General features: G+C 26.0%; 20 protein-coding genes. 5 read left to right on the plus strand and 15 right to left on the minus strand.

The window, feature by feature from the left end; all coding sequences use genetic code 11:
- Position 1 precedes the first annotated feature (1 nt).
- Positions 2 to 244: a hypothetical protein gene (locus tag ACZ5OA_RS05870; RefSeq protein WP_464906946.1), complete on the minus strand. Its 243-nt coding sequence runs from the start codon at positions 242 to 244 to the stop codon at positions 2 to 4.
- 52 nt (positions 245 to 296) lie between these two features.
- Between ACZ5OA_RS05870 and rimO the strand changes: the two genes are divergently transcribed.
- The 3 genes from rimO to tilS are packed head-to-tail and all read left to right on the plus strand — an operon-like array spanning position 297 to position 3,878.
- Positions 297 to 1,604: a 30S ribosomal protein S12 methylthiotransferase RimO gene (gene rimO, locus ACZ5OA_RS05875; RefSeq protein WP_464906947.1), complete on the plus strand. Its 1,308-nt coding sequence runs from the start codon at positions 297 to 299 to the stop codon at positions 1,602 to 1,604.
- 6 nt (positions 1,605 to 1,610) lie between these two features.
- On the plus strand, positions 1,611 to 2,942 hold the full coding sequence (locus ACZ5OA_RS05880) for an ATP-binding protein (protein ID WP_464906948.1): 1,332 nt from the start codon (positions 1,611 to 1,613) through the stop codon (positions 2,940 to 2,942).
- A gap of 36 nt (positions 2,943 to 2,978) precedes the next feature.
- Positions 2,979 to 3,878, plus strand: coding sequence for a tRNA lysidine(34) synthetase TilS (gene tilS / locus ACZ5OA_RS05885; RefSeq protein WP_464906949.1), 900 nt, complete (start codon positions 2,979 to 2,981; stop codon positions 3,876 to 3,878).
- Here the strand turns inward: tilS and ACZ5OA_RS05890 are convergent.
- From ACZ5OA_RS05890 to ACZ5OA_RS05925, 8 genes are all read right to left on the minus strand, one after another.
- Complete coding sequence (locus ACZ5OA_RS05890) at positions 3,853 to 4,623, minus strand: shikimate dehydrogenase (protein ID WP_464906950.1); 771 nt, start codon at positions 4,621 to 4,623, stop codon at positions 3,853 to 3,855. The two genes, tilS and ACZ5OA_RS05890, sit on opposite strands and share 26 nt — an antisense overlap.
- A gap of 4 nt (positions 4,624 to 4,627) precedes the next feature.
- Positions 4,628 to 6,034 carry a chemotaxis protein CheX gene (locus ACZ5OA_RS05895; protein ID WP_464906951.1) on the minus strand — a complete coding sequence of 469 codons (1,407 nt, stop codon included), beginning with the start codon at positions 6,032 to 6,034 and terminating at the stop codon, positions 4,628 to 4,630.
- Positions 6,034 to 7,440 carry an anthranilate synthase component I family protein gene (locus ACZ5OA_RS05900; protein WP_464906952.1) on the minus strand — a complete coding sequence of 469 codons (1,407 nt, stop codon included), beginning with the start codon at positions 7,438 to 7,440 and terminating at the stop codon, positions 6,034 to 6,036. Before ACZ5OA_RS05900 ends, ACZ5OA_RS05895 begins: the two co-directional genes overlap by 1 nt.
- Complete coding sequence (locus ACZ5OA_RS05905) at positions 7,437 to 8,090, minus strand: SPOR domain-containing protein (RefSeq protein ID WP_464906953.1); 654 nt, start codon at positions 8,088 to 8,090, stop codon at positions 7,437 to 7,439. Before ACZ5OA_RS05905 ends, ACZ5OA_RS05900 begins: the two co-directional genes overlap by 4 nt.
- 12 nt (positions 8,091 to 8,102) lie before the next feature.
- On the minus strand, positions 8,103 to 8,654 hold the full coding sequence (locus ACZ5OA_RS05910; RefSeq protein ID WP_464906954.1) for a DUF1882 domain-containing protein: 552 nt from the start codon (positions 8,652 to 8,654) through the stop codon (positions 8,103 to 8,105).
- A gap of 68 nt (positions 8,655 to 8,722) precedes the next feature.
- Complete coding sequence (locus tag ACZ5OA_RS05915; RefSeq protein WP_464906955.1) at positions 8,723 to 9,973, minus strand: serine hydroxymethyltransferase; 1,251 nt, start codon at positions 9,971 to 9,973, stop codon at positions 8,723 to 8,725.
- Positions 9,974 to 11,494, minus strand: coding sequence for a lysine--tRNA ligase (gene lysS / locus ACZ5OA_RS05920; RefSeq protein ID WP_464906956.1), 1,521 nt, complete (start codon positions 11,492 to 11,494; stop codon positions 9,974 to 9,976). It lies immediately after the preceding gene.
- Positions 11,495 to 12,142 carry a CvpA family protein gene (locus ACZ5OA_RS05925; protein ID WP_464906957.1) on the minus strand — a complete coding sequence of 216 codons (648 nt, stop codon included), beginning with the start codon at positions 12,140 to 12,142 and terminating at the stop codon, positions 11,495 to 11,497.
- 62 nt (positions 12,143 to 12,204) lie between these two features.
- On the opposite strand from ACZ5OA_RS05925, the gene ACZ5OA_RS05930 reads away from it, so the two are divergent.
- Positions 12,205 to 13,251 carry a dehypoxanthine futalosine cyclase gene (locus ACZ5OA_RS05930; RefSeq protein ID WP_464906958.1) on the plus strand — a complete coding sequence of 349 codons (1,047 nt, stop codon included), beginning with the start codon at positions 12,205 to 12,207 and terminating at the stop codon, positions 13,249 to 13,251.
- A gap of 2 nt (positions 13,252 to 13,253) precedes the next feature.
- On the opposite strand, the gene ACZ5OA_RS05935 is transcribed toward ACZ5OA_RS05930, so the two are convergent.
- The 6 genes from ACZ5OA_RS05935 to ACZ5OA_RS05960 are packed head-to-tail and all read right to left on the minus strand — an operon-like array spanning position 13,254 to position 19,735.
- Positions 13,254 to 14,483, minus strand: coding sequence for a GGDEF domain-containing response regulator (locus ACZ5OA_RS05935; protein ID WP_464906959.1), 1,230 nt, complete (start codon positions 14,481 to 14,483; stop codon positions 13,254 to 13,256).
- Positions 14,480 to 16,348 (minus strand): ATP-binding protein, encoded by a 1,869-nt coding sequence (locus ACZ5OA_RS05940; protein WP_464906960.1) that lies wholly within the window; start codon positions 16,346 to 16,348, stop codon positions 14,480 to 14,482. The genes ACZ5OA_RS05935 and ACZ5OA_RS05940 overlap by 4 nt, the downstream gene beginning before the upstream one ends.
- The gene (locus ACZ5OA_RS05945; protein ID WP_464906961.1) at positions 16,348 to 17,124 is read right to left on the minus strand and encodes a carbon-nitrogen hydrolase family protein; all 777 of its coding nucleotides are present in this window, start codon (positions 17,122 to 17,124) and stop codon (positions 16,348 to 16,350) included. Before ACZ5OA_RS05945 ends, ACZ5OA_RS05940 begins: the two co-directional genes overlap by 1 nt.
- Positions 17,121 to 17,297: an exodeoxyribonuclease VII small subunit gene (gene xseB, locus ACZ5OA_RS05950; RefSeq protein ID WP_464906962.1), complete on the minus strand. Its 177-nt coding sequence runs from the start codon at positions 17,295 to 17,297 to the stop codon at positions 17,121 to 17,123. Before xseB ends, ACZ5OA_RS05945 begins: the two co-directional genes overlap by 4 nt.
- Positions 17,294 to 18,316 (minus strand): 3-dehydroquinate synthase, encoded by a 1,023-nt coding sequence (gene aroB / locus ACZ5OA_RS05955; RefSeq protein WP_464906963.1) that lies wholly within the window; start codon positions 18,314 to 18,316, stop codon positions 17,294 to 17,296. The genes xseB and aroB overlap by 4 nt, the downstream gene beginning before the upstream one ends.
- A gap of 3 nt (positions 18,317 to 18,319) precedes the next feature.
- Positions 18,320 to 19,735: a TrkA C-terminal domain-containing protein gene (locus ACZ5OA_RS05960; protein WP_464906964.1), complete on the minus strand. Its 1,416-nt coding sequence runs from the start codon at positions 19,733 to 19,735 to the stop codon at positions 18,320 to 18,322.
- Between the two features lie 46 nt (positions 19,736 to 19,781).
- Between ACZ5OA_RS05960 and tgt the strand changes: the two genes are divergently transcribed.
- Positions 19,782 to 20,897 carry a tRNA guanosine(34) transglycosylase Tgt gene (tgt, locus tag ACZ5OA_RS05965; RefSeq protein ID WP_464906965.1) on the plus strand — a complete coding sequence of 372 codons (1,116 nt, stop codon included), beginning with the start codon at positions 19,782 to 19,784 and terminating at the stop codon, positions 20,895 to 20,897.
- Positions 20,898 to 20,919: the final 22 nt, after the last annotated feature.

Below are 20,919 nucleotides of genomic sequence, written 5' to 3' on the forward strand. Positions count from 1 at the left end.
GCTATGAAATATAATAAAAAACTCCTCCCATAAAAACAGCCCATAGAATTGGTAAAGTCTTTTGTAACTTTTCATTTTTTAAATTAAAAAGCATATTTGTAACCCAAAATGGAACTATATTCAGAGCTAAGATAAAAACATATTTTCCAAAATAATCTAATGTCGGATAAATAAAAATATCAAATTTAATCAGTGGCAAAAAAATAATTAAAAAACTTATATATAAAACTGATTTTTCTTTCATTCAATTCCTTTTTTTATGAAATTATACTATAATAAAAATAAAAAGGTAATAGATGAAATTACACTTAATTTCCCTTGGATGTGTAAAAAATTTAATAGATAGTGAAGTTATGCTTGGTAAATTAAAAGAGTATGAATTAACTGATAATATAAATGAAGCTGATGTAATTATCATCAACACTTGTGGATTTATAGAAAGTGCAAAAGAAGAAAGTATCAATACTATTTTTGAAGCTAATGAAAAAAGAAAAGAAAACTCTACTTTAGTAGTTACTGGATGCCTCAGTGCTAGATATAAAGAACTACTTCAAAAAGAAATCCCAGAAGTTGATATTTGGACAGGGGTCGGAGAATATGCCAAAATTGATGAATTAATAAAACAAAAAAAATCACTTTTTAGTGATGAAGTTTATCTGATTCATAATGAAGATAGAGTTATTACAAATTCGAATTATCACGCTTATATAAAACTTAGTGAAGGGTGCAATCAAAAATGTTCATTTTGTGCAATTCCATCATTTAAAGGTAAACTAAATTCTAGAGAAATCCCTGAAATTATAAATGAAATCAAAAGATTAAAAGATAAAGGATTTATTGATTTTTCACTTGCAAGTCAAGATTCATCTTCTTATCTTAGAGATAAAGGAATTCGAGATGGACTTGAGAGACTTATTGACGAAATTGATAAAATAGATGGAATTAATGTTAGAATCTTATATTTATATCCATCAACTACCACTAAAAGATTAATTAATAAAATATTATCATCAAAAACTGTTCAAAACTATTTCGATATGCCAATTCAACATATTAGCGATAAAATGCTTAAAATTATGAAAAGAGGAAGTAGTGTAAGAAAATTAAAAGAATTGCTACTTCTTATGAGAACAGAATTTTCATTTGTTAGAACTTCAGTTATAGTTGGTCATCCTGGAGAAAATGATGAAGATTTTGAAATAGTTAAAGATTTTTTGAAAGAGTATCAATTTGATAGAGTAAATATATTTGAATATTCTGATGAAGAAGGGACAGCGGCATATCTAAGAAAAGATAAAATCGCTCCTGAGATTAGAGAAAAAAGAATGAAAGAGATTGAAAAAGTAGTAAAAAAGGCAACTCAAAAAAGATTAAAATTATATTTAAATCAAACTTGTGAATGTTTTTTAGACGGAATGACAGACGATGAATTATTTTATTCAGTTCGCCCTAAACTTTGGACACCAGAAGTTGATGGAGATATTTTAATAAATGAAAGTGAAATAGAAAAGTTAAATATTGGACAAAAATATAATGTTTTAGTTACTGAGTTAGCAGGAGAACAATTAATTGGAAAAATTAGATCATTTCATAATAATAAGTGATAAAAAATGCAACTACAAATTAACGAATTACAAAACATAGAATTTAAACAATCTTGGAGAGATGAGTATATCAAATGGATTAGTGCATTTGGTAATACTGAAGGTGGAAAACTTTATATTAGTGTGGATGACAATAGAAATATTATTGGTATTAAGAATACCAAAAAACTACTTGAAGATATACCAAACAAAGTACGAGATATATTAGGAATAATGATAGATGTCAATCTAAAATTAGATGAAGGTAAAGAGTATCTTGAAATCATTATAGACAAATATCCATATCCTATAAGCTATAAAGGTTCATATTATTATAGAAGTGGAAGTACAACTCAAGAGCTAAAGGGTGTGGCTCTTGATAAGTTTTTACTTAGAAAACAGGGTAAAACTTGGGATAGTGTGCCAGTGCCCTATTTTGGAAATAAAGATTTAGACCCTTATGCTTTTAAACTTTTTCGCCAAAAAGCTGAAAGAAAACAACGAATTGAGCCTGAACTTTTGCAAGAAAGTGATGATATGTTAATAGATAAATTAAAATTAAGAGAAGGAGATTATTTCAAACGAGCTACTGCCCTATTATTTGCAAAAGAGCCTATGAAATATGTTATGGGAAGTATGATTAAAATAGGATATTTCAAATCAAATACTGATTTAGTTTATCAAGATATAATAGAAGGAAATTTATTTGAACAAGTAGATAAAACTATGGAACTTATTTTTACAAAATATCTCAGTGCTTTAATCAGCTATGATGGTATTCAAAGGGTTGAGAGTTTTCCTATCTCAGAATTAGCTTTTAGGGAAGCTCTAATTAATGCAGTTGTTCATAAAGATTACAGTTCTCAAAACAGCATACAAATAAGTGTATATGATGATAAACTTCTTATGTGGAATGCAGGAGATTTACCACCACATTGGACAATAGACACTTTGTTGCAAAAACATACATCTCAGCCACACAATCCTTTTATTGCTTATCCATTCTTTCTAGCAGGATATATAGAATCTTGGGGAAGAGGAATAGAAAAAATCATAGAAGAATCACAAAAATTCAATGAAATTACTCCAGAATTTAGATGGGAAAATGGTTTATGGGTAGAGTTTTATTTTAACAATAATAAAATTTCACCTAATGGGTTGGGTGAAAGGTTGGGTGAAAATCAACAAAAGATTATCAAGCTTATGCAAAATAATCCAAAAGTTTCAATCACAGCACTTGCAAAAGAACTGAATATAAGTACAACAGCAATAGAAAAACATATTAAAAAACTTAAAAAACAAAATATTATCCAGCGAATTGGTAGTGCAAAAGGCGGATATTGGAAGATTTTAAAATGAAATTCCAAAATAATCTACTAGCCTTTTCGGCAGGAGTTGATAGCACAGGCCCTTTTTTTTACTCTTTTAGAACAAAATATTACTTTTGATATAGCAATTGTAAATTATCATAAAAGAAAACAAGCTCATAAAGAAGTAGAATATGCTAAAAATTTAGCAAAAAAATATAATAAAAAAATATTTATAAAAGAGTGTTTTTTAGAAAATAGTAATTTTGAAATGAACGCAAGAAATTGTAGATACAGTTTTTTTGAAGAATTAATAAAAAAATATAATTATCAAACTCTTTTTATAGCTCATCAATTAAATGATAAAATGGAATGGTTCTTGATGCAATTAAGTAAAGGTGCTGGACTTAAAGAAATTATCTCGATGCCTTATGAAGAAAAACGAAAATTTTATACCATAAAAAGACCATTAATTGAACTAAGTAGAGATGAAATTTTAGAATATCTTCATAAAAATAATATAAAACATTTCATAGATGAGAGTAATGAGGATACTAAATATAAAAGAAACTATTTTAGAAAAGAATTTGCTTCCAAATTTGTAAAAGAGTTTAAAGATGGTATTAAAAGAAGTTTTGAATATTTAGAAACTGATAAAGAATTATTATTTCAAAAAGATTGGACAAAAGAAAAAGAACTCTACAAATTTAAAATTTCAAATCCACAAATTGATATCAAAAAAATTGATCTAATTTTAAAAGAGCTTGGATATATTCTATCAAAGCCCCAACGAGATGAAATAATTAAAACCAATTTTAGTTTAGTAGTTGGTGGAAAAATTGCTATTGATTCAAATGAAAAAGATATCTTTATAAGCCCATTTGTTGGGGCTAAAATGAATAAAAAATTCAAAGAAAAAATGAGACTTAGTAAAATACCACCAAAAGTTAGAGGGTATATTTTTACAACTTCACCGCCTCTTTCATAAGCTTTGCTACTTCATCTCTATTTATTTTAAAATCTACAAATTTTTCAAATTGCAAAACACCTTGATAAACAAGCATATCACTTCCATCTTTTAGTTTTAAACCATACTTTTCTGCCATTTTTTGAAAAGGAGTTTCGTGATAGATTACATCAACTGCATATTTTGCTTCCGTGAATAACTTCTCTAAAATATCTTTTGGTGCTGGCAAATTATCATCTTTAAGCCCTGCACTTGTAGTATTTATAATTAAATCATATTTTTTAGTTTCAAAATTATCCCATGTAAAACTATTATAATCTTGAAAAGATTTTAATCTCCCTTCACTTCTATTTAAAATAGTTGGATTTTTAAACATTTTACTTATAGCCTTAGCTGTCCCACCAGCTCCTATAATCAAAACAGATTCATAATTAAAATATTTTATACTTTCCATAAAACCCTCAGCATCCGTATTATATCCTACAATTTTATCATCTTCCAAAACTAAACAATTAACTGCTTTTATATCATTTGCAATTCCTCTAACCTCATCAGCTAATTTATAAGCCCACTCTTTATGAGGCACTGTTACGCTCGCCCCACTTATCTTTAATTTTTTAAAAACATCAATTATTTTACTACCATCTTCAAGTAAAGTTCTTGTATAACAGTAATTATTTAATCCATAAAATTTAAAACATTTATTATACATTCTTGGACTTTTTGAATGAAATACGGGACTCCCAAATATTGTAAAAAGTTTCATTTATTTACCTTGTTAAGAAGAAATAAAATTCTTCACCTTCAAAATCAAATCGAACTTCTACACCTTTTTTCTCTTTTACTAAAGCAAATAAAGAATCTATATCATCAAATATTTTAGGTAAAGTTAAATCAATCATTTTATCTTGTTTTGAAATATTAGCTTTTACATTACCTACAATAATATTAGCAAATTCCCCTACTATATCAACAAATTCTTCCTTTGTTTTAGCTTCCTCTCCAAGTAAAATTTTAGATACACTTTTTGTAAGATTTTCACTAAAAATTAAAACAAGCATTCCATCTAAATCACCATAAAATCCTACACTACTTGCTATATAATTATTTTCTTTATGATTAAATTCTAACGCTTTTATACCTGGTTTATCTTTTTTGGCTTTTACTCCTGTCATAAGTTCAATTGATTCAATAGTAGCATTTATAAAATAAGGTAATAAATTAATTGTATCTTTTGTAAGAGATTTTCTGTTTTTTTTCATAGTTTCAGTTACGCTTAACACTGCCTCTTTTACTTCTTCACTTTCATTAAATCCATCAATATCTTTAAAAAACATATATCCACTATCTTCCATATCCATTAAAATATTTTTATTTATTTCTTTTGTATCTAACGCAATAACACAAAGTAATGCCCCATATTCAGCAGATTCTACTGCCAATTTTGATAAATATCTAATAGCATGAATATTTATTCCTTTTACATAAGTAGCATCAAATACAAAAACTTTAAAACCTATAATCAAACTTCTTCTAAAATATTCTATATCAAATGATGTGGTAAATTCTGCATCTAAAAATCCATCCAAATAAAAAAATATCATATTATCTTTTGTAAAAGACATTACACGATTCGAAATTTTAGAAATTATACTTTTTTCTATAAAAAGATCATTAGGATTTGAGCTCTTTTTTGTTTGAAGTTCTTCTTTAGAATTTAAAACTATTGGAGTATATCCCCTTTTAATTAAATAATAAAGGATCATATTTTTATTTTCAACATTATCACTATACAAATATATATTTTTATTAAATGTATCGTTATTGTCTTGACAAAATACATTAGCAACTTCTGTGCTCTCTATAATATTAAAAAATTTTTCTTTTAATTTTAAAAATACACTTTCAACATTTTTATTAGGTGAAATAATAAAAGATTCTATATTTTTTTTATATAAATTTTCAAACACATCATTCAAAAATCTTACTGCATTTAAATTTAGACTGACTACACTACTACATACTAATTCTAATGATTTTATTTTTTTTCTTTCAAAGTTATTTATATCAGTTGGAGTAATAAGCATATTTACATTATTACCATCTAGAAAACCTTGTGGCTTAACAATAACTGCTGAATTTTTAAATGTTTTTGGAATATATGTATTTGTTGCCATTATTCTGCTACCAATTCTTTTAATGTTGCGACTAACGCACCAAGCTTATTTCTAACTTCCAAAGCCTCAAGTTCTGGTTTAGAATCAGCCACAATTCCTGCACCTGCTTGAAAAATTATTTCATCACCTTTTTTCATAGCAGTTCTAATTGTTATAGCACTATCCATATTACCATTAAATCCAAAATATCCTATACTTCCAGCATAATATCCTCTTTTGATACCTTCATATTCAGCAATTAATTCCATAGCTCTAATTTTTGGACTTCCAGTCATTGTTCCAGCTGTAAAAGTAGCTTTAAATAGATCAAACATATCATATTTTTCATCAAGTTCACCTACCACATCACTTACCATATGCATAACATGCGAATATTTTTCTACTCTCATTAAATCTTCCACTTTCACTGTTCCGGCTTTCGCAACACGACCTACATCATTTCTACCTAAATCTACAAGCATAATATGTTCTGCTATTTCTTTTTCATCATGAGTTATTTCATTTTCAAGTTCAATATCTCTTTTTAAATTTTTACCTCTTTTTCTTGTCCCAGCTATTGGTCTAAGTAAAATAACATTATCAGTAAGTCTTATCATTACTTCTGGTGAAGAGCCAATTATACTAAAATCATCAAATTCTAAAAAATATAGATAAGGGCTTGGATTTTTACTTCTTAATTTTCTATAAAATGTCCAATCATCAAGTTTAGCCTTCACTTTTAATCTATTTGAAAGAACTATTTGAAAAATATCCCCACTTTTTATCATCTCTTTTGCGTTTAAAACCATTTGTTTAAATTTATCTTCACTAAATACAAATTTAGGTTCATTTAATAATTTTGCAGATTTTAATGGTCGATGTTTATAAGTAGAATTAATTAAGCTCTCAATTATATTTATTTCACATTCATATTTTGCTTCATTAACAATAAAAGTTGCCTCAGTTGTTTTATGAGAATATCCAAAAATCATTTTGGGTCGTATCATATACAAATCTGGAATATCAGTTTGATCATCTAAATTATTCATATAAGTTTTTAAAACAGGTTCAAATACTTTCACCATATCATAACCAACATAACCGATAAATCCATCAATAAATCCAATATCTACTTCATCGGATAACTTTTTATATTTTTGAAAATCTATTTTTTCATAATAATCTTTTAAAAATTTAAAAGGCTCTATATCTAAAATTTCACTGTTTTTACCATTAAAATATTCTGTTTTTTCATTTTTATAAACAATTCTTTCTTTTTCCCCAATCACAATATATGTATAATTTCCATTACTATTATTCACCATACTTTCAAAAAGAAAAATCCTTTCATTAGAAAATTTTTCTTTTAATTTATTAAAAATAGCAACTGGAGAAAATTCATCAATTATAAATTTTTTATATTTCATTTTAACTTCTTAATAAATGCTGCTGCTGTAATTTTAGCTTTAACTTTTGATAACTCTTTTTGGGCTTCTTTTTTTGTAAAAGGCCCAACTAAAACTCTTTTTATTTGTTTTCCTTTAATATTAGCTTTTACTATTTTATAATTAAAATTATTTTGTTTAATCAATTTTAAAAATCTTTTAGAAGGCTCACCTCTTGTAACAGCTGCTACTTGAATATAGTAATTTTTAACTATTTTTATAGAAATATTTTGCTTCTTTTGTTTAGATTTAAGTTCTTTTTTTATAGTTTTTTTAGCTTCTATATTTTGAGTTTCTATTTTTACAGGTTCTGGTTTTTTGAATTCAGTTATATTATTTTCTTGCTTTGGCTGTGAAACTTTTTTTTCTGATTTAAATTTTATATTATCTATTTTATCACTTCTTTCTACAGGAATAGAATTAAAAAGCTCTGTATCTGCTTTTTGAGTTTTTGTAGTAGGTTCAGGTGGTAAAATCACTTGTGTATTATCTTTTGAAGTTCCAAAAGCAAATTTAGCAATTACTATACCTATTACAAATATTACAAATATAAGACCACCAATAATTAAATATTTTTTCATATTATTATTGTCATTTGTTATATTTCCCATTAAATCATTTTTTTCTTCCATTTTTTATCCTTTTTACATATGTTTAGCCCAAGATGAGCCTCTTTCTTTTTGATACACTTCATATGGTAAATTTAAAATATTAAATTCCTTTGGAAAATCTTGACTTGGAAACATCTTCCACTGTTTTGGTAATTTTTGAGATAATTTTTGAGATAATAAATTTGCCAATTGATAAGCTTCAGATAAATTTGTATGCCCTTTATGCACATAAAGATGCAAATGCCCTTCTGTTTTAGATTTATAGGCAGTAAAATTTAAAAATCCTTCATCTCTAAGCATTAATTGAGCTCTATGCCAAAATCTCTCAGGATCTCTTCCATTATATACAAATACAATATTTTCTACATATTCCCCTCTTATATTTTTTCTAATTAAATCGTGAGCAATTATTTCCTTTCTTTCATCATGTAAATTCATTACTTGCAATGTTAAAGTTTTATCAATTCTTTCATATTTATCAAAAAATGTTTTACCTTTATATATAATCTTTTCCTGAATTTTTCCAGTATATCTAAAATAATGAGTTTTATCAATTTTTATCATACTTATATCAACTGTATACATTTTATTTCCTTTTTAATTATTTATAAAATAATAATAGTTATCTTACAAATAACTAAGAGAAAAATCTCTTAGTATGTAGATTGCGTATAAATTACAAATTTCCCGGCTAATTCTTTTAATTCTTCCGCAATTTTTGCTTGTTTTTCATGATTATCAATATCATCTAAAACATCACAAATTCTATTTGCAATAATTTCAAACTCAGCTTCTTTCATTCCTCTTGCAGTAAGTGCTGGACTTCCTATTCTAACTCCACTTGTTACAAATGGACTTCTTTTTTCACCAGGAACTGTATTTTTGTTTACAGTAATTCCAGCTCTTCCAAGTGCCTCTTCTGCATCTTTTCCACTAAATTCTTTATCTAGAAAACTTACTAATACTAAATGATTGTCAGTTCCATCAGAAACTATTTTGTATCCTCTTTTCATCATAATATCAGCTAAAACTCTAATATTTGCTTTTACTTGTTTAGCATATGTTTTCCATTCTGGTGATAAATTTTCTTTGAATCCAACAGCTTTTGCAGCAATTACATGAACTAAAGGCCCACCTTGTAATCCTGGGAAAATAGCACTATTAATTTTTTTAGCATATTCTGCATTATTTGTGAAAATAGCTCCACCTCTTGGACCTCTTAAAGTTTTATGAGTTGTAGTAGTTACAATATCACAATAAGGGAATGGATGCATATGTTCACCTGCAACAACAAGCCCTGCAATATGAGCAATATCAGCCATTAAAATAGCTCCAACTGCGTCCGCAATTTTTCTAAATGCAGAAAAGTCAATTTCTCTTGCATAAGCACTTGCACCACAAACGATGATTTTTGGTTTTACAATTTTAGCAATATCCATTACTCTATCATAATCAATTCTTCCACTTGTTTCATCAATTCCATATGAAAATGAATGATAGTTTTTACCAGAAAAACTAACTTTAGCTCCATGAGTTAAATGCCCACCATTACTTAAATCCATACCTAAAATTTTATCTCCTGCTTTAAGTAAAGCTGCATAAACCGCCCCATTTGCTTGACTTCCAGAATGTGGTTGAACATTTGCAAATTCACATCCCATGAGCTCTTTTGCTCTATCAATTGCTAATTGCTCAACTAAATCTGCGTTTTCACATCCACCATAATATCTTTTATATGGATAACCTTCCGCATATTTGTTTGTAAATACACTACCCATTGCTTGCATTACGGCTGGACTTGTAAAGTTTTCACTTGCTATCATTTCTAAATAGTTTGTTTGTCTCACTAACTCTTTTTCGATAATATCGAATACTTCTGGGTCATTATTTTGTAAATAATTCATTTATTCTCCTTTATTTGTTTGTTTTTCTTCTTTTTTAATTGGTTTCATTGTTGGAAAAAGAATTACATCTTTGATAGAATGTTGATTTGTAAGTAACATAACAAGTCTATCAATTCCTATTCCTTCCCCTGCAGTTGGTGCCATACCATAGCTTAAAGCTTTGATATAATCTTCATCCATTTCAGTAGCTTCATCATCACCCAAATTTTTATTTTCAATTTGTTTTTTAAATCTTTCATATTGATCAATTGGGTCATTTAATTCGCTAAATCCGTTTGCAATTTCTCTTCCAGCTATAAAAAATTCAAATCTATCTGCTAATTCTGGATATTCATCATTTCTTCTTGCAAGTGGAGAAATATCTATTGGAAATTCTGAAATAAATGTAGGATTAATCAATTTTTCTTCTACAAATTCGTCAAAAAGTTCTCCCCACATTTTTCCAACACTATTGATATGTTTTGCAACCTCAACATCTGCTTTTTCTTTTAGATACTCTTTCATTTTATCTACATTATCTAAAATATCTTCTGGAACCCCTCCAATATTCATTAAGGCATTTTTATAAGGAACAACTTTCACATCACTAAAATCAATTTCTAATTCATCAAAAGGAATTTTAGTAGGAAGACCTAAATTTTCAAGTAAATAATTAAATAATTCAGTTGTTATTTCAACCAAATCTTCATAAGTTTTATAAGCCCAATAAAATTCAATCATTGTAAATTCTGGATTGTGAGTATAATCGATTCCTTCATTTCTAAAATTTCTATTTATTTCAAATACTGCTTCAAATCCACCTACAATTAATCTTTTTAAATAAAGCTCTGGTGCAATTCTAAGATTCATATCAATATCAAGTGCATTATGATGAGTAAAAAATGGCTTAGCATTAGCCCCACCTACAACTGTATGAAGCATAGGAGTTTCAACTTCTAAAAATCCTTTATCTTCAAAAAATCTTCTAATTAATGACACAATTTTACTTCTTGTTTTCATTACCTGTTTTACTTCGTCATTCATAATCATATCAAGATATCTTTGTCTATATCTTGCTTCTATGTCACTTAGTCCATGATATTTTTCTGGAAGTGGCGCTACTGATTTTGTTAATATTTTAAATTTATTTACATGTTGAGTTAACTCACCTGTTTTAGTAACAAAAGGATAACCACAAGAATATACAATATCTCCAACTTCAAGCGTTTTTTTAAGAATTGTATTATAATATCCTTCTGGTAAATTATCTCTTGAAAGATATAATTGAACTATTCCAGAATCATCTTCAATTTTTACAAATGCAGCTTTCCCCATCCATCTAAGAAATTTAACTCTTCCAGCTACACATAAATTTCTATCCTCATCTCTTTGATTTTCAAGTTCTTTTACATATTCACTGTTTTTAAGAAACTCTTCTATAGAAATTTTTTCTTCTATTTTATTATCATATGGATTTAATCCATTAACTCTCAGTTTCTCTGCTTTTTCAACTCTTTGAGCCACATATTTATCACTAAACAATTATTCTCCTTTATCTGTTGTTATATTTTTTTCAATAGTTTTAGATATTTTATCTTTTGTTTGTTCTATTGTCTTTGTTATATTATTACCAATTTTATCATTTATTTGTTGTTTTACATCATCTATTTTTTGTTTTACATTGTCAACTTGTTTTTTTACCTCTTCTGGTTTAATATTCATCAAAAATTCACCAGTTTTGATAAGATATGGATAAGTCACACTATTTTTAGACCATTTTTCAAGTTGATTATGCATAGCTTCGATTTTTGAAAGCATTGTAACAATAACAGCCACTATAATAAAAAATTTACCTGCTGAAAAAATAAGTCCACCTACCCTATCTAAAATCCCAAGTTGGGCTACTTTTATTATCTTTGAAATAATCATACCCAAAACAACAACTAAAAGCCAAGTTAAAACAAAAACAGCTACAAATCCAACGACATTAATTGCTGATTCATTTGGAATTTGAAAAATAGAAGAGTTTATAAATTTTCCAGCACTTTCATAATAAACACTTCCTAAATACACCCCTAAAACAATTCCTATAAGTCCTGAAATTTCTTTTATGATACCATTAAAAAACCCTTTTATTGCTAAAATTATCGTAATAGAAAGGATAATTACATCGAAAGTATTAAAATCCATATGAAAACCTTTATTTTTTTTGCTATTATACCAATAAATTTAATCGAAAAAAAGGTAAATCAATGAGATTAACAAAAAAAGAAGCTTTAAATTTACTAAAAAATGAAAAATTAATCACTTTACAAAAAATGGCATATAATAAAAAAAAAGAATTGCATCCAGATAACATCACAACTTTTGTAGTTGATAGAAATATTAATTATACAAATGTATGTTGGGTTGATTGTAAATTTTGTGCATTTTACAGACATAAAAAAGATGAAGATGCATACATTTTACCATTTGAGACAATTGATAAAAAAATAGAAGAACTCATTAAAATTGGTGGAACTCAAATACTATTTCAAGGAGGAGTCCATCCAAATTTAAAAATAGATTTTTATGAAGAATTAGTAGAGCATATTCATAATAAATTTCCAAATATAACAATTCACGGATTTTCTGCACCAGAAATCGATTTCATTGCTAAAATTTCAAAAATATCAATAGAAGAAGTTTTAATTAGATTAAAAGAAAAAGGACTCTCTTCAATTCCAGGTGCTGGAGCTGAAATTTTAAGTGATAGAGTTAGAGACATAATTGCCCCTAAAAAAATAGATGTAGATGAATGGCTAAATGTTCATAGACTTGCTCATAAAAATGGAATAAAATCAACTGCTACTATGATGTTTGGAACAGTAGAAACAGAAGAAGAAATAATCGAACATTTTGATTTAGTTAGAAAACTTCAAGATGAAACTAGTGGTTTTAGAGCTTTTATTATGTGGAGTTTTCAACCATACAATACTAAACTATATAAAGAAGGAATTGTAAAATACAAAACTTCACCAAATAGATATTTAAGGTATTTGGCAGTTGCAAGACTTTTTCTTGATAATGTTCCAAATATTCAATCAAGTTGGGTAACTCAAGGAAGTTATATAGGTCAACTAGCACTTCTTTATGGAGCTAATGATTTAGGAAGTACTATGATGGAAGAAAATGTAGTAGCAAGTGCTGGAGCTACAAATTCAATGGCACAAAGTGAAATGATAAGACTTATAAAAGATATAGGAGAAATTCCAGCACAAAGAAATACAGCTTATGAAATAGTTAAAAATTTTGAGTAAAATTATTTCCAATGAGCTTCTACTCTATTTTTTCCATTCTTTTTAGCTAAATATAAAGCATCATCACTATATTTCAATATTTTATCAAAATCATCTTTACATTCAATCAATCCACAAGCAACACCAAAACTACAATTAAAATATCCTACTTCTTCTATTTCAATAGAATTTATTACTTCTCTTAGTTTTTCTGCTATTTTTTTTGCTTTATCAAGCTTCAATGATTGAAGTAAAACTACAAATTCTTCTCCACCCCATCTTATAAAAAAATCATTTTCTCTTAAATGATTTTGGATTGCACTTGATAATTTTTTTAAAACTTCATCACCTTTTAAATGTCCATAAGTATCATTTATTTTTTTGAAATCATCAATATCCAACATAATTAAACAAATATATGTATTCTTTAAACTATCAATAATTCTATCAAATTTTTTTCTATTATAAGCACCTGTAAGTTCATCTCTTAAAGATTTATCTTCAATTTCATCCACTTTTACCTTAAAATCTGTAATATCTGTGCAATTCACTAAAATATAATTGTCAACTTTTCTTATTTTTAATTCATAAAATTTATTATTATAAGATACACATATCATCTTTTCTGAATCATCTATATTTTTGAAATATTCTTCTTTTAATGTCTTATCATTTTTTATTTTAGATTTAATAATATCAAAAACAGTTTTATAATTTTCAGTATTGTGTTTTTGCATAATATTTTTAGCTACTTTATTATAAAAAATAACATTATAATCTTCATCTAATAATATAAGTCCATCCGTTTGATAATCAAAAACTATTTTCATGAGTTTCGTATAATTTTTTAATTCTTGTTTTAAAACTAAATTATCTGCAGTTTTATTTAATTTTTTTAATATTTTTTCTTTATCAATTGGTTTTAAAATATAAGCATCTACTCCAATTTCAATAGCCTCTTTTAAATACCCACTATCCCCAAAAGCTGTAGTAAAAATAATAGGAACAGTTTCATTTATTTTACGAATTTCTTTTGCCATTTCTATTCCACTCATTTTAGGCATTTGAATATCTGAAATAACTATATCAATATGATTATTTTTAAATATCTTTAAGCCTTCTTCTCCATTAAAAGCACTATAAATATTTTTAGCATACTTTTTAAAAATCGAAGTAAAAATATTATTTACCGCTTCATCATCTTCTACATATAAAATATTTAATTTTTTTAAATTTTTTGTTACTTTTATCATTTTTTTAGCCTTATTGTAAACTTAGTACCATTTTTTATGTTTTTAACTTCTATCTTTCCACTCATTCTTTTAATTATTTCATTACTCATGTAAAGACCAAGTCCTGTTCCTTGGGTTTCTTTTGTAGTAAAATATGGCTCAAATATTTTTTCTATTATATCTTTATTAATACCACCACCATTATCTTCAATAGTTATAACTACCTCATCATTCAATTCATAATCACTTATTTTAATAACACCTTTTATATCTCTTTTAATAATAGCATCTTTTGCATTTGATATTAAATTTAAAATAACCTGTTTAAATTCATTTTTAAACCCTACTATTTTTATAGGTTTTAAATCTGTAACTAATTCTATATTATGAGCTTTTAATTGAGACTTTTGCATATCTAAAACTCTATTTATTTCTTCATTTATATAAAATTCTATTTTTTCTTTATCTTTTTTAAAGAAATTTCTAAAATCATCTATCGTATGAGACATAAATTTAATTGTTTCCATATTTTTAGTACTAAATTCTTCTATCTTTTTAATAGCTGTTTCATCACAGCCATCTTCTAACATTTCTGGTAAAAACTGAATATTTAAAGCTAATGCATTTAATGGCTGTCTCCATTGATGAGCAATCATTCCTATCATTTCACCCATTGCTGCAAGCTTTGATTGTTGTTGCAGGATTTTTAAATTTCTAGTATTTTCTTCTACTGCTTGTTTTACTTTTTCTTCAAGTCCTCTATTTATCTCTTTTATTTTTTTTGAATATCGATTAAGTTCTCTATTTTTTTTAGCTAAAACAATTAAAAACAGATTAATTAAAATAAAAATAAAAATTATAGTCCAAATTTGCCATTTGTATAATTCATAAATAGAAGTCGGTTTATTTACATATTTTATAGGTAAATTATCAATTTTAATACTACTTTCATCAATTCCAAATTTTCTAATATTTTTAACATTTATAAAAAGTTTACTAACATCATCTAATTGAAAACCTATATCTTTCATAGGAATTCCATTTAGATATTGAAATAATTTTTTCATATTTAATCTTGATTGTGTTTTAGCATCATTACAAACTCCACCAACTACATTACTATTACTACCCAAACTCCATACACCATTATGAACTAATATAGGATTTTTATACACTTTTGAAATTAATTGTTCTCCTAAATATGTTGGTAAAACATCTTTATATTTTATAATTCCTGAAATTGTTAAACCCATTAAAACAGAATTTTTATCGTAATTTTTTAATTTATCTAATATTTTATCTGTCTTAGATTCATTAATATATACAAATTTTATATCTTTTATATTTTTAAAAGCATTCATATATTGTTTTATTGTTTTATTCCCTGAAATAGAGTTATCAGATAAAACATAAACTGTTTGTAAATTTGGCATAAGCTTTTTTGCAAATTTTAATTGTAAAAGAGGTTCTTTTTTTTCAAAAACACCAGCATAAATATTTTTATCAAGTTTATTATATAGGCTTAAATTATTAACTCCTTGGAAAAATACTTTAGCTTTTTTAAATAGATTATTATTTTTATAAATTCGCACAAAATTTAATGCATTATCATCTGTTGTAATCAAAATATCAAAGTTTATATTTTTATATTTTTTTGTTAAATAATCAAAATAATTTTTATCCCTTTCTTTATTCGGAGGAAATCTCTTTGTATCCATAAACTCTACAAAAATATATTTATTTTTTATATTACTATTTTTTAAATATTCAACAATTGTATTTGATTGAATTTCTGTCCACTTAAGACTTGACGAATATGAATTTAAAACCAAAATATTTAGCCCAAAACTATAAACTGCAATTAACAAAATAACTATTTTTTTCATTACAAACCTTTTATATCTTTTCTGAGTTTATTAAATTCCCATTCTTTTTTATTTAATTTTATCATATTCTTATCAATATTCACAACAAGTAACTCTTCTTTGTTTGATAATTTATCAATAATATTGCCATCTGGACCACTCAAAAAACTTTCACCATAAAATTTCCAATTATCCCACTTTCCAATTCTATTTGCTCTTAAAACATAACAATTATTCAAAAATGCAAAAGTTGTAAGCATACTTTGCCATCTCTTTTGAGAATTAAAAGCACCTATACTTGGCACTACGACCAACTCTACATTTTTATCTCTAAAATATTTCCAAAATTCATCAAAATGTGCTTCAAATCCTGGTAAAACTGCAACTTTTATATTGTCTATTTTAAAAATTAAAGGTTTACTCTCTTTTGTATTAAAAAACTTTTTCTCATTCCAATGCTCATAAGGCATTAAAAGTTGTTGATGATAAACTTTTGTACTTTTAGCAGAAAATTTATAAAAACTTTTATAAATATTTTTTTTATCAACCGTTACAAGCGGTGCTATAATAGTAATATTATATCTATTGGCCAATCTTTTAAAAAGTCCCAATTGATGCTTGCTTTGCTGGGCTATAAAGTTAATTGGAGCTTTTTCTAAATCCTTGAAAAACAGATTCAATACATATTCTCCAATTACTACAAGCTTAACACCTTTACTTCTTAAAATAGATAAAAAATAATTAACTTTTGCTTTTTCATAAGGAAGAGTAGCTGTTTGAATAACTGCTACTTTCATTCCTTAATTTCCTCATATTCAAGTTTTGCTTCTTCTAATATTTTAGTAGCCTCTTCTAAAATTTTTATACCTTTTTTATAATATTCCATTCCCTGATACAAAGTAAGTTCTGGATCGTTAAGTTTATCAAGTAATTCTTTTGCTTCTTTTAATTTTTTTTCATAATCTTTCATTTAAAATCCCTTAAAACTTCTAATATAATCTCTTTATCAATATCTTTTTTTATTTTATAATTTCCTATTGCCTTTGGTAATACAAATTTAATAGAATTATTCATAGTTTTTTTATCGGCAAAAAAATGTTCATAAAACTCCTCTTCATCTTTTATTTTGAAAGTAGTTGGTAAATTATAATTTTCAATACACTCTTTTATAGTTTGTTCTTCTTGTTTTGTCAAATATCCAAGTTTAACGGCTAATCTATTTGCTATTATCATACCAATCGCAACGGCTTCCCCATGGATATATACAGAATAATTAGTCAAATTTTCAATTACATGACCAAATGTATGTCCATAATTTAGAACACTTCTAATTCCTCTTTCTTTTTCATCTTGATTAACTACACTACTTTTAATTTCAATCGAATTTCTAATAATATCTTCTACACTTTCTTTATTATCTTTTAAATTTTCGAAAAAAACAGCGTCAAACATTATTGCCATTTTAATTACCTCGGCCATACCTGCTGAAAATTCTCTTTTTGGCAAAGTTGAAAGAAAGTAAGTGTCAATATAAACAGCTTCTGGTTGATAAAAACTCCCTATTAAATTTTTACCATATTTATTGTTTATTCCAGTTTTGCCTCCAACTGAGCTATCCACCATTGATAAAAGTGTAGTTGGCACTTGAATAAATTTAATTCCTCTTAAAAAAATACTAGCCATAAATCCAGTCATATCTCCAATAACTCCACCGCCAAAAGCAATTAAAGTAGAATTTCTATCCAGTTTTGCATCAAAAAGTCTATCAAACCCATACGAAAAACTTTCCATATTTTTATACTCTTCCCCATCAGGCAGGGTTACAATATGTAATTCATCACATTTTAAATGATCCAATAAATATTTCATATGCAAACCACTCACAGTAGGATTCGTAATTACCGTTACTTTTCCTTTTACTTCTATAGTTTCTAAATCTTTTATATAAACATTATATTCTTTATTTGGTGTTATTACATTAACTATCATTTTTTATCCTTTTGTTGGTATCATAAATTGATTAAATTTATCCATTAAAATTTGAATCCTATTTGCATTTGGGAAAATAATACTCAAAAATTTGTTTCTTGGAATTTTATTGTTAAATGGTACAAAAAAGCAAATATTTTTCATTTTTTTAAATTCAAAATATGGATTTTTATCATTTATAATAAATTCTACATTTTTATAATAATACATTTTAGCTAAATTTTCATAATATTTAACAATTTCTTTTTTTTCTTTATTTACATTATCAGGATCCATTTCAAAGAATTTAATTGGATAGTCAAGTTGACTTGAAATATCAAATACAACAGGAGAAATTTCAGTTAATACTTCATCATCTCTTAATATAACTCCTGTTTTTTTACACATTTTTATACTTTCATCTCCAATTTTTAAAAAAGGCTTTTTAATCTTTAATAAAAAATTGATATTTTTATAATAAAATTTATTGTTTATAATAAACATACCTATTCTAAATTTCAAAAAATCATCTAACATTATTTCTTCAATATCATCTCTTCTATAATCCACAAAAATTTCAATTTCATCAAATTTTTCAAGTTTTCTATAAATATGTAAATCTGGATTTGTCACTCTAATAATTAACTTTTTAGATTTTAATTTTCTTTGTAAATAAATAGCAGATTTTAAAAGTTTAGAAACTTCTCTTTTAGACATTGTTTTCTTATCAATTAAAAGATAAATTTGATTTCCATAAGGTTCAGGGAAAAGCCCAACATCTTTTTTAATACTCTTAAATACATCTTTTAAAATTTGTGCTTGTCCTACAATTAATAATTTATCATAAGGATGAATTGTAGTCATTTTATTAGGTAAAATTAATTTCTCATTTCTATAAATTGCTACTATTCTCCATTTTGTAGCATTTTCTTTATTTAAAAGTTCTACATTTCTATATATAAAAGCACTTGAAACCGGAACTTGAATTTGCATAACTTCTTCTTTTCCAAGTCCTATAGTTCGTGCAAATACAGGAACGTCAGGTAATAAATCAATTAAAGTAGAATTAATTATATCTGGTAGTTTAACAACATTAATATTTTCATTTTCTATTTCTACATCCCAAAAATCTACAAATTCTATATATATATTTTCTTTAATAAAAAAATCTAATGATTTAATAGCATTTAATGCAAATAATCTATTCTTGATAACCACTATAATTTTAGAATATCCTCTATTTCTAAAAAAAGCTAAATTTGAAATAGAAGTAAATTGAATTTTATAAAAATTAATTTCATTAACCATTAAAGTTTTATCAATATCAGTTTCACTTTGATAAATAATATCAAATTCAGCTACATTTAAATAATTTTCTACTATGGATTTTATAAATTTTTTGGCTTCTTTACCTTCTGCTAAAATTAATACTCTATTCAAATAAAACCTTTTTTGATACAATTATACCAAAAAAAGAAGGTTTTTTATGGACTTCAAAATAGACAATACAAACGGCAAAGCAAGAGCTTGTACAATTAAAACAAACCATAGCACAATTCAAACACCGATATTTATGCCCGTTGGAACAAATGCAAGTATAAAATCACTTGATATGATTGATATGCTTAACTTAAATACAAAAATAATTTTGGCTAATACTTATCATTTATATCTTCGTCCAGGTGATGAAAATATACAAAAACTCGGAGGAGTTCATAAATTTACTAACTATCCAAACTCATTTTTAACTGATAGCGGTGGATTTCAAGCCTTTTCATTAAGTAAAAATATGAAACAAAATGAAGATGGAATTGGATTTAGAAGTCACATAGATGGAAGTAAACATTTTTTTACTCCAGAAAAAGTAATTGATATTGAATATAACTTAAATAGCGATATTATGATGGTTTTAGATGATTTAATTGCCTTACCAAACACAAAAGAGAGAATTGAATTATCTATTCAAAGAACAACTGAGTGGGCAAAAAGAAGTCTAATTCATCATATCAATAAAGGTAAAAAAAACAATATATTTGCAATTATTCAAGGTGGAACAAATTTTAAATATAGAGAGCAAAGTGCAAGTGAATTAGTTGGACTAGAGTATCAAAATCATTCATTTGATGGATTTGCTATTGGAGGACTTAGTGTTGGTGAAGAAAATAATTTAATGTATGATACAATTGAAGCAACTACTCCATTTATACCAGAAAACAAACCTCGCTATTTAATGGGAGTGGGAACTCCTGAAGATATAATTGAAGCAATTGATAGAGGTGTGGATATGTTTGACTGTGTTATGCCTACAAGAAATGCAAGAAATGGAACACTTTTTACCTCTTTTGGAAAAGTAAATATAAAAGCAGCGAAATATAAACTTGATGAAAATCCAATTGATAATGAATGTAATTGTTATACTTGTCAAAACTATTCAAGAGCATATTTAAACCACCTATTTAAAGCAAAGGAACTTACTTATTTTAGACTTGCAAGTATTCATAATTTACATTACTATTTAGATTTAGTTTCTTGTGCAAGAGAAGCTATTTTAGGAAACAAATTTAAAGAATTTAAAGAAGAATTTTATGGAAAAAGAAGTTAAATTAAAATTTATATTTTTTTAT

The organism is Thioreductor micantisoli, assembly GCF_055392745.1.

Bases quoted from the DNA above. Each gene is read 5' to 3' on its own strand.
- ACZ5OA_RS05870 (WP_464906946.1), bottom strand. From the start codon at position 244: ATGAAAGAAAAATCAGTTTTATATATAAGTTTTTTAATTATTTTTTTG.
- rimO (WP_464906947.1), top strand. From the start codon at position 297: ATGAAATTACACTTAATTTCCCTTGGATGTGTAAAAAATTTAATAGAT.
- ACZ5OA_RS05880 (WP_464906948.1), top strand. From the start codon at position 1,611: ATGCAACTACAAATTAACGAATTACAAAACATAGAATTTAAACAATCT.
- ACZ5OA_RS05890 (WP_464906950.1), bottom strand. From the start codon at position 4,623: ATGAAACTTTTTACAATATTTGGGAGTCCCGTATTTCATTCAAAAAGT.
- ACZ5OA_RS05895 (WP_464906951.1), bottom strand. From the start codon at position 6,034: ATGGCAACAAATACATATATTCCAAAAACATTTAAAAATTCAGCAGTT.
- ACZ5OA_RS05900 (WP_464906952.1), bottom strand. From the start codon at position 7,440: ATGAAATATAAAAAATTTATAATTGATGAATTTTCTCCAGTTGCTATT.
- ACZ5OA_RS05905 (WP_464906953.1), bottom strand. From the start codon at position 8,090: ATGGAAGAAAAAAATGATTTAATGGGAAATATAACAAATGACAATAAT.
- ACZ5OA_RS05910 (WP_464906954.1), bottom strand. From the start codon at position 8,654: ATGTATACAGTTGATATAAGTATGATAAAAATTGATAAAACTCATTAT.
- ACZ5OA_RS05915 (WP_464906955.1), bottom strand. From the start codon at position 9,973: ATGAATTATTTACAAAATAATGACCCAGAAGTATTCGATATTATCGAA.
- ACZ5OA_RS05925 (WP_464906957.1), bottom strand. From the start codon at position 12,142: ATGGATTTTAATACTTTCGATGTAATTATCCTTTCTATTACGATAATT.
- ACZ5OA_RS05930 (WP_464906958.1), top strand. From the start codon at position 12,205: ATGAGATTAACAAAAAAAGAAGCTTTAAATTTACTAAAAAATGAAAAA.
- ACZ5OA_RS05935 (WP_464906959.1), bottom strand. From the start codon at position 14,483: ATGATAAAAGTAACAAAAAATTTAAAAAAATTAAATATTTTATATGTA.
- ACZ5OA_RS05940 (WP_464906960.1), bottom strand. From the start codon at position 16,348: ATGAAAAAAATAGTTATTTTGTTAATTGCAGTTTATAGTTTTGGGCTA.
- ACZ5OA_RS05945 (WP_464906961.1), bottom strand. From the start codon at position 17,124: ATGAAAGTAGCAGTTATTCAAACAGCTACTCTTCCTTATGAAAAAGCA.
- xseB (WP_464906962.1), bottom strand. From the start codon at position 17,297: ATGAAAGATTATGAAAAAAAATTAAAAGAAGCAAAAGAATTACTTGAT.
- aroB (WP_464906963.1), bottom strand. From the start codon at position 18,316: ATGATAGTTAATGTAATAACACCAAATAAAGAATATAATGTTTATATA.
- tgt (WP_464906965.1), top strand. From the start codon at position 19,782: ATGGACTTCAAAATAGACAATACAAACGGCAAAGCAAGAGCTTGTACA.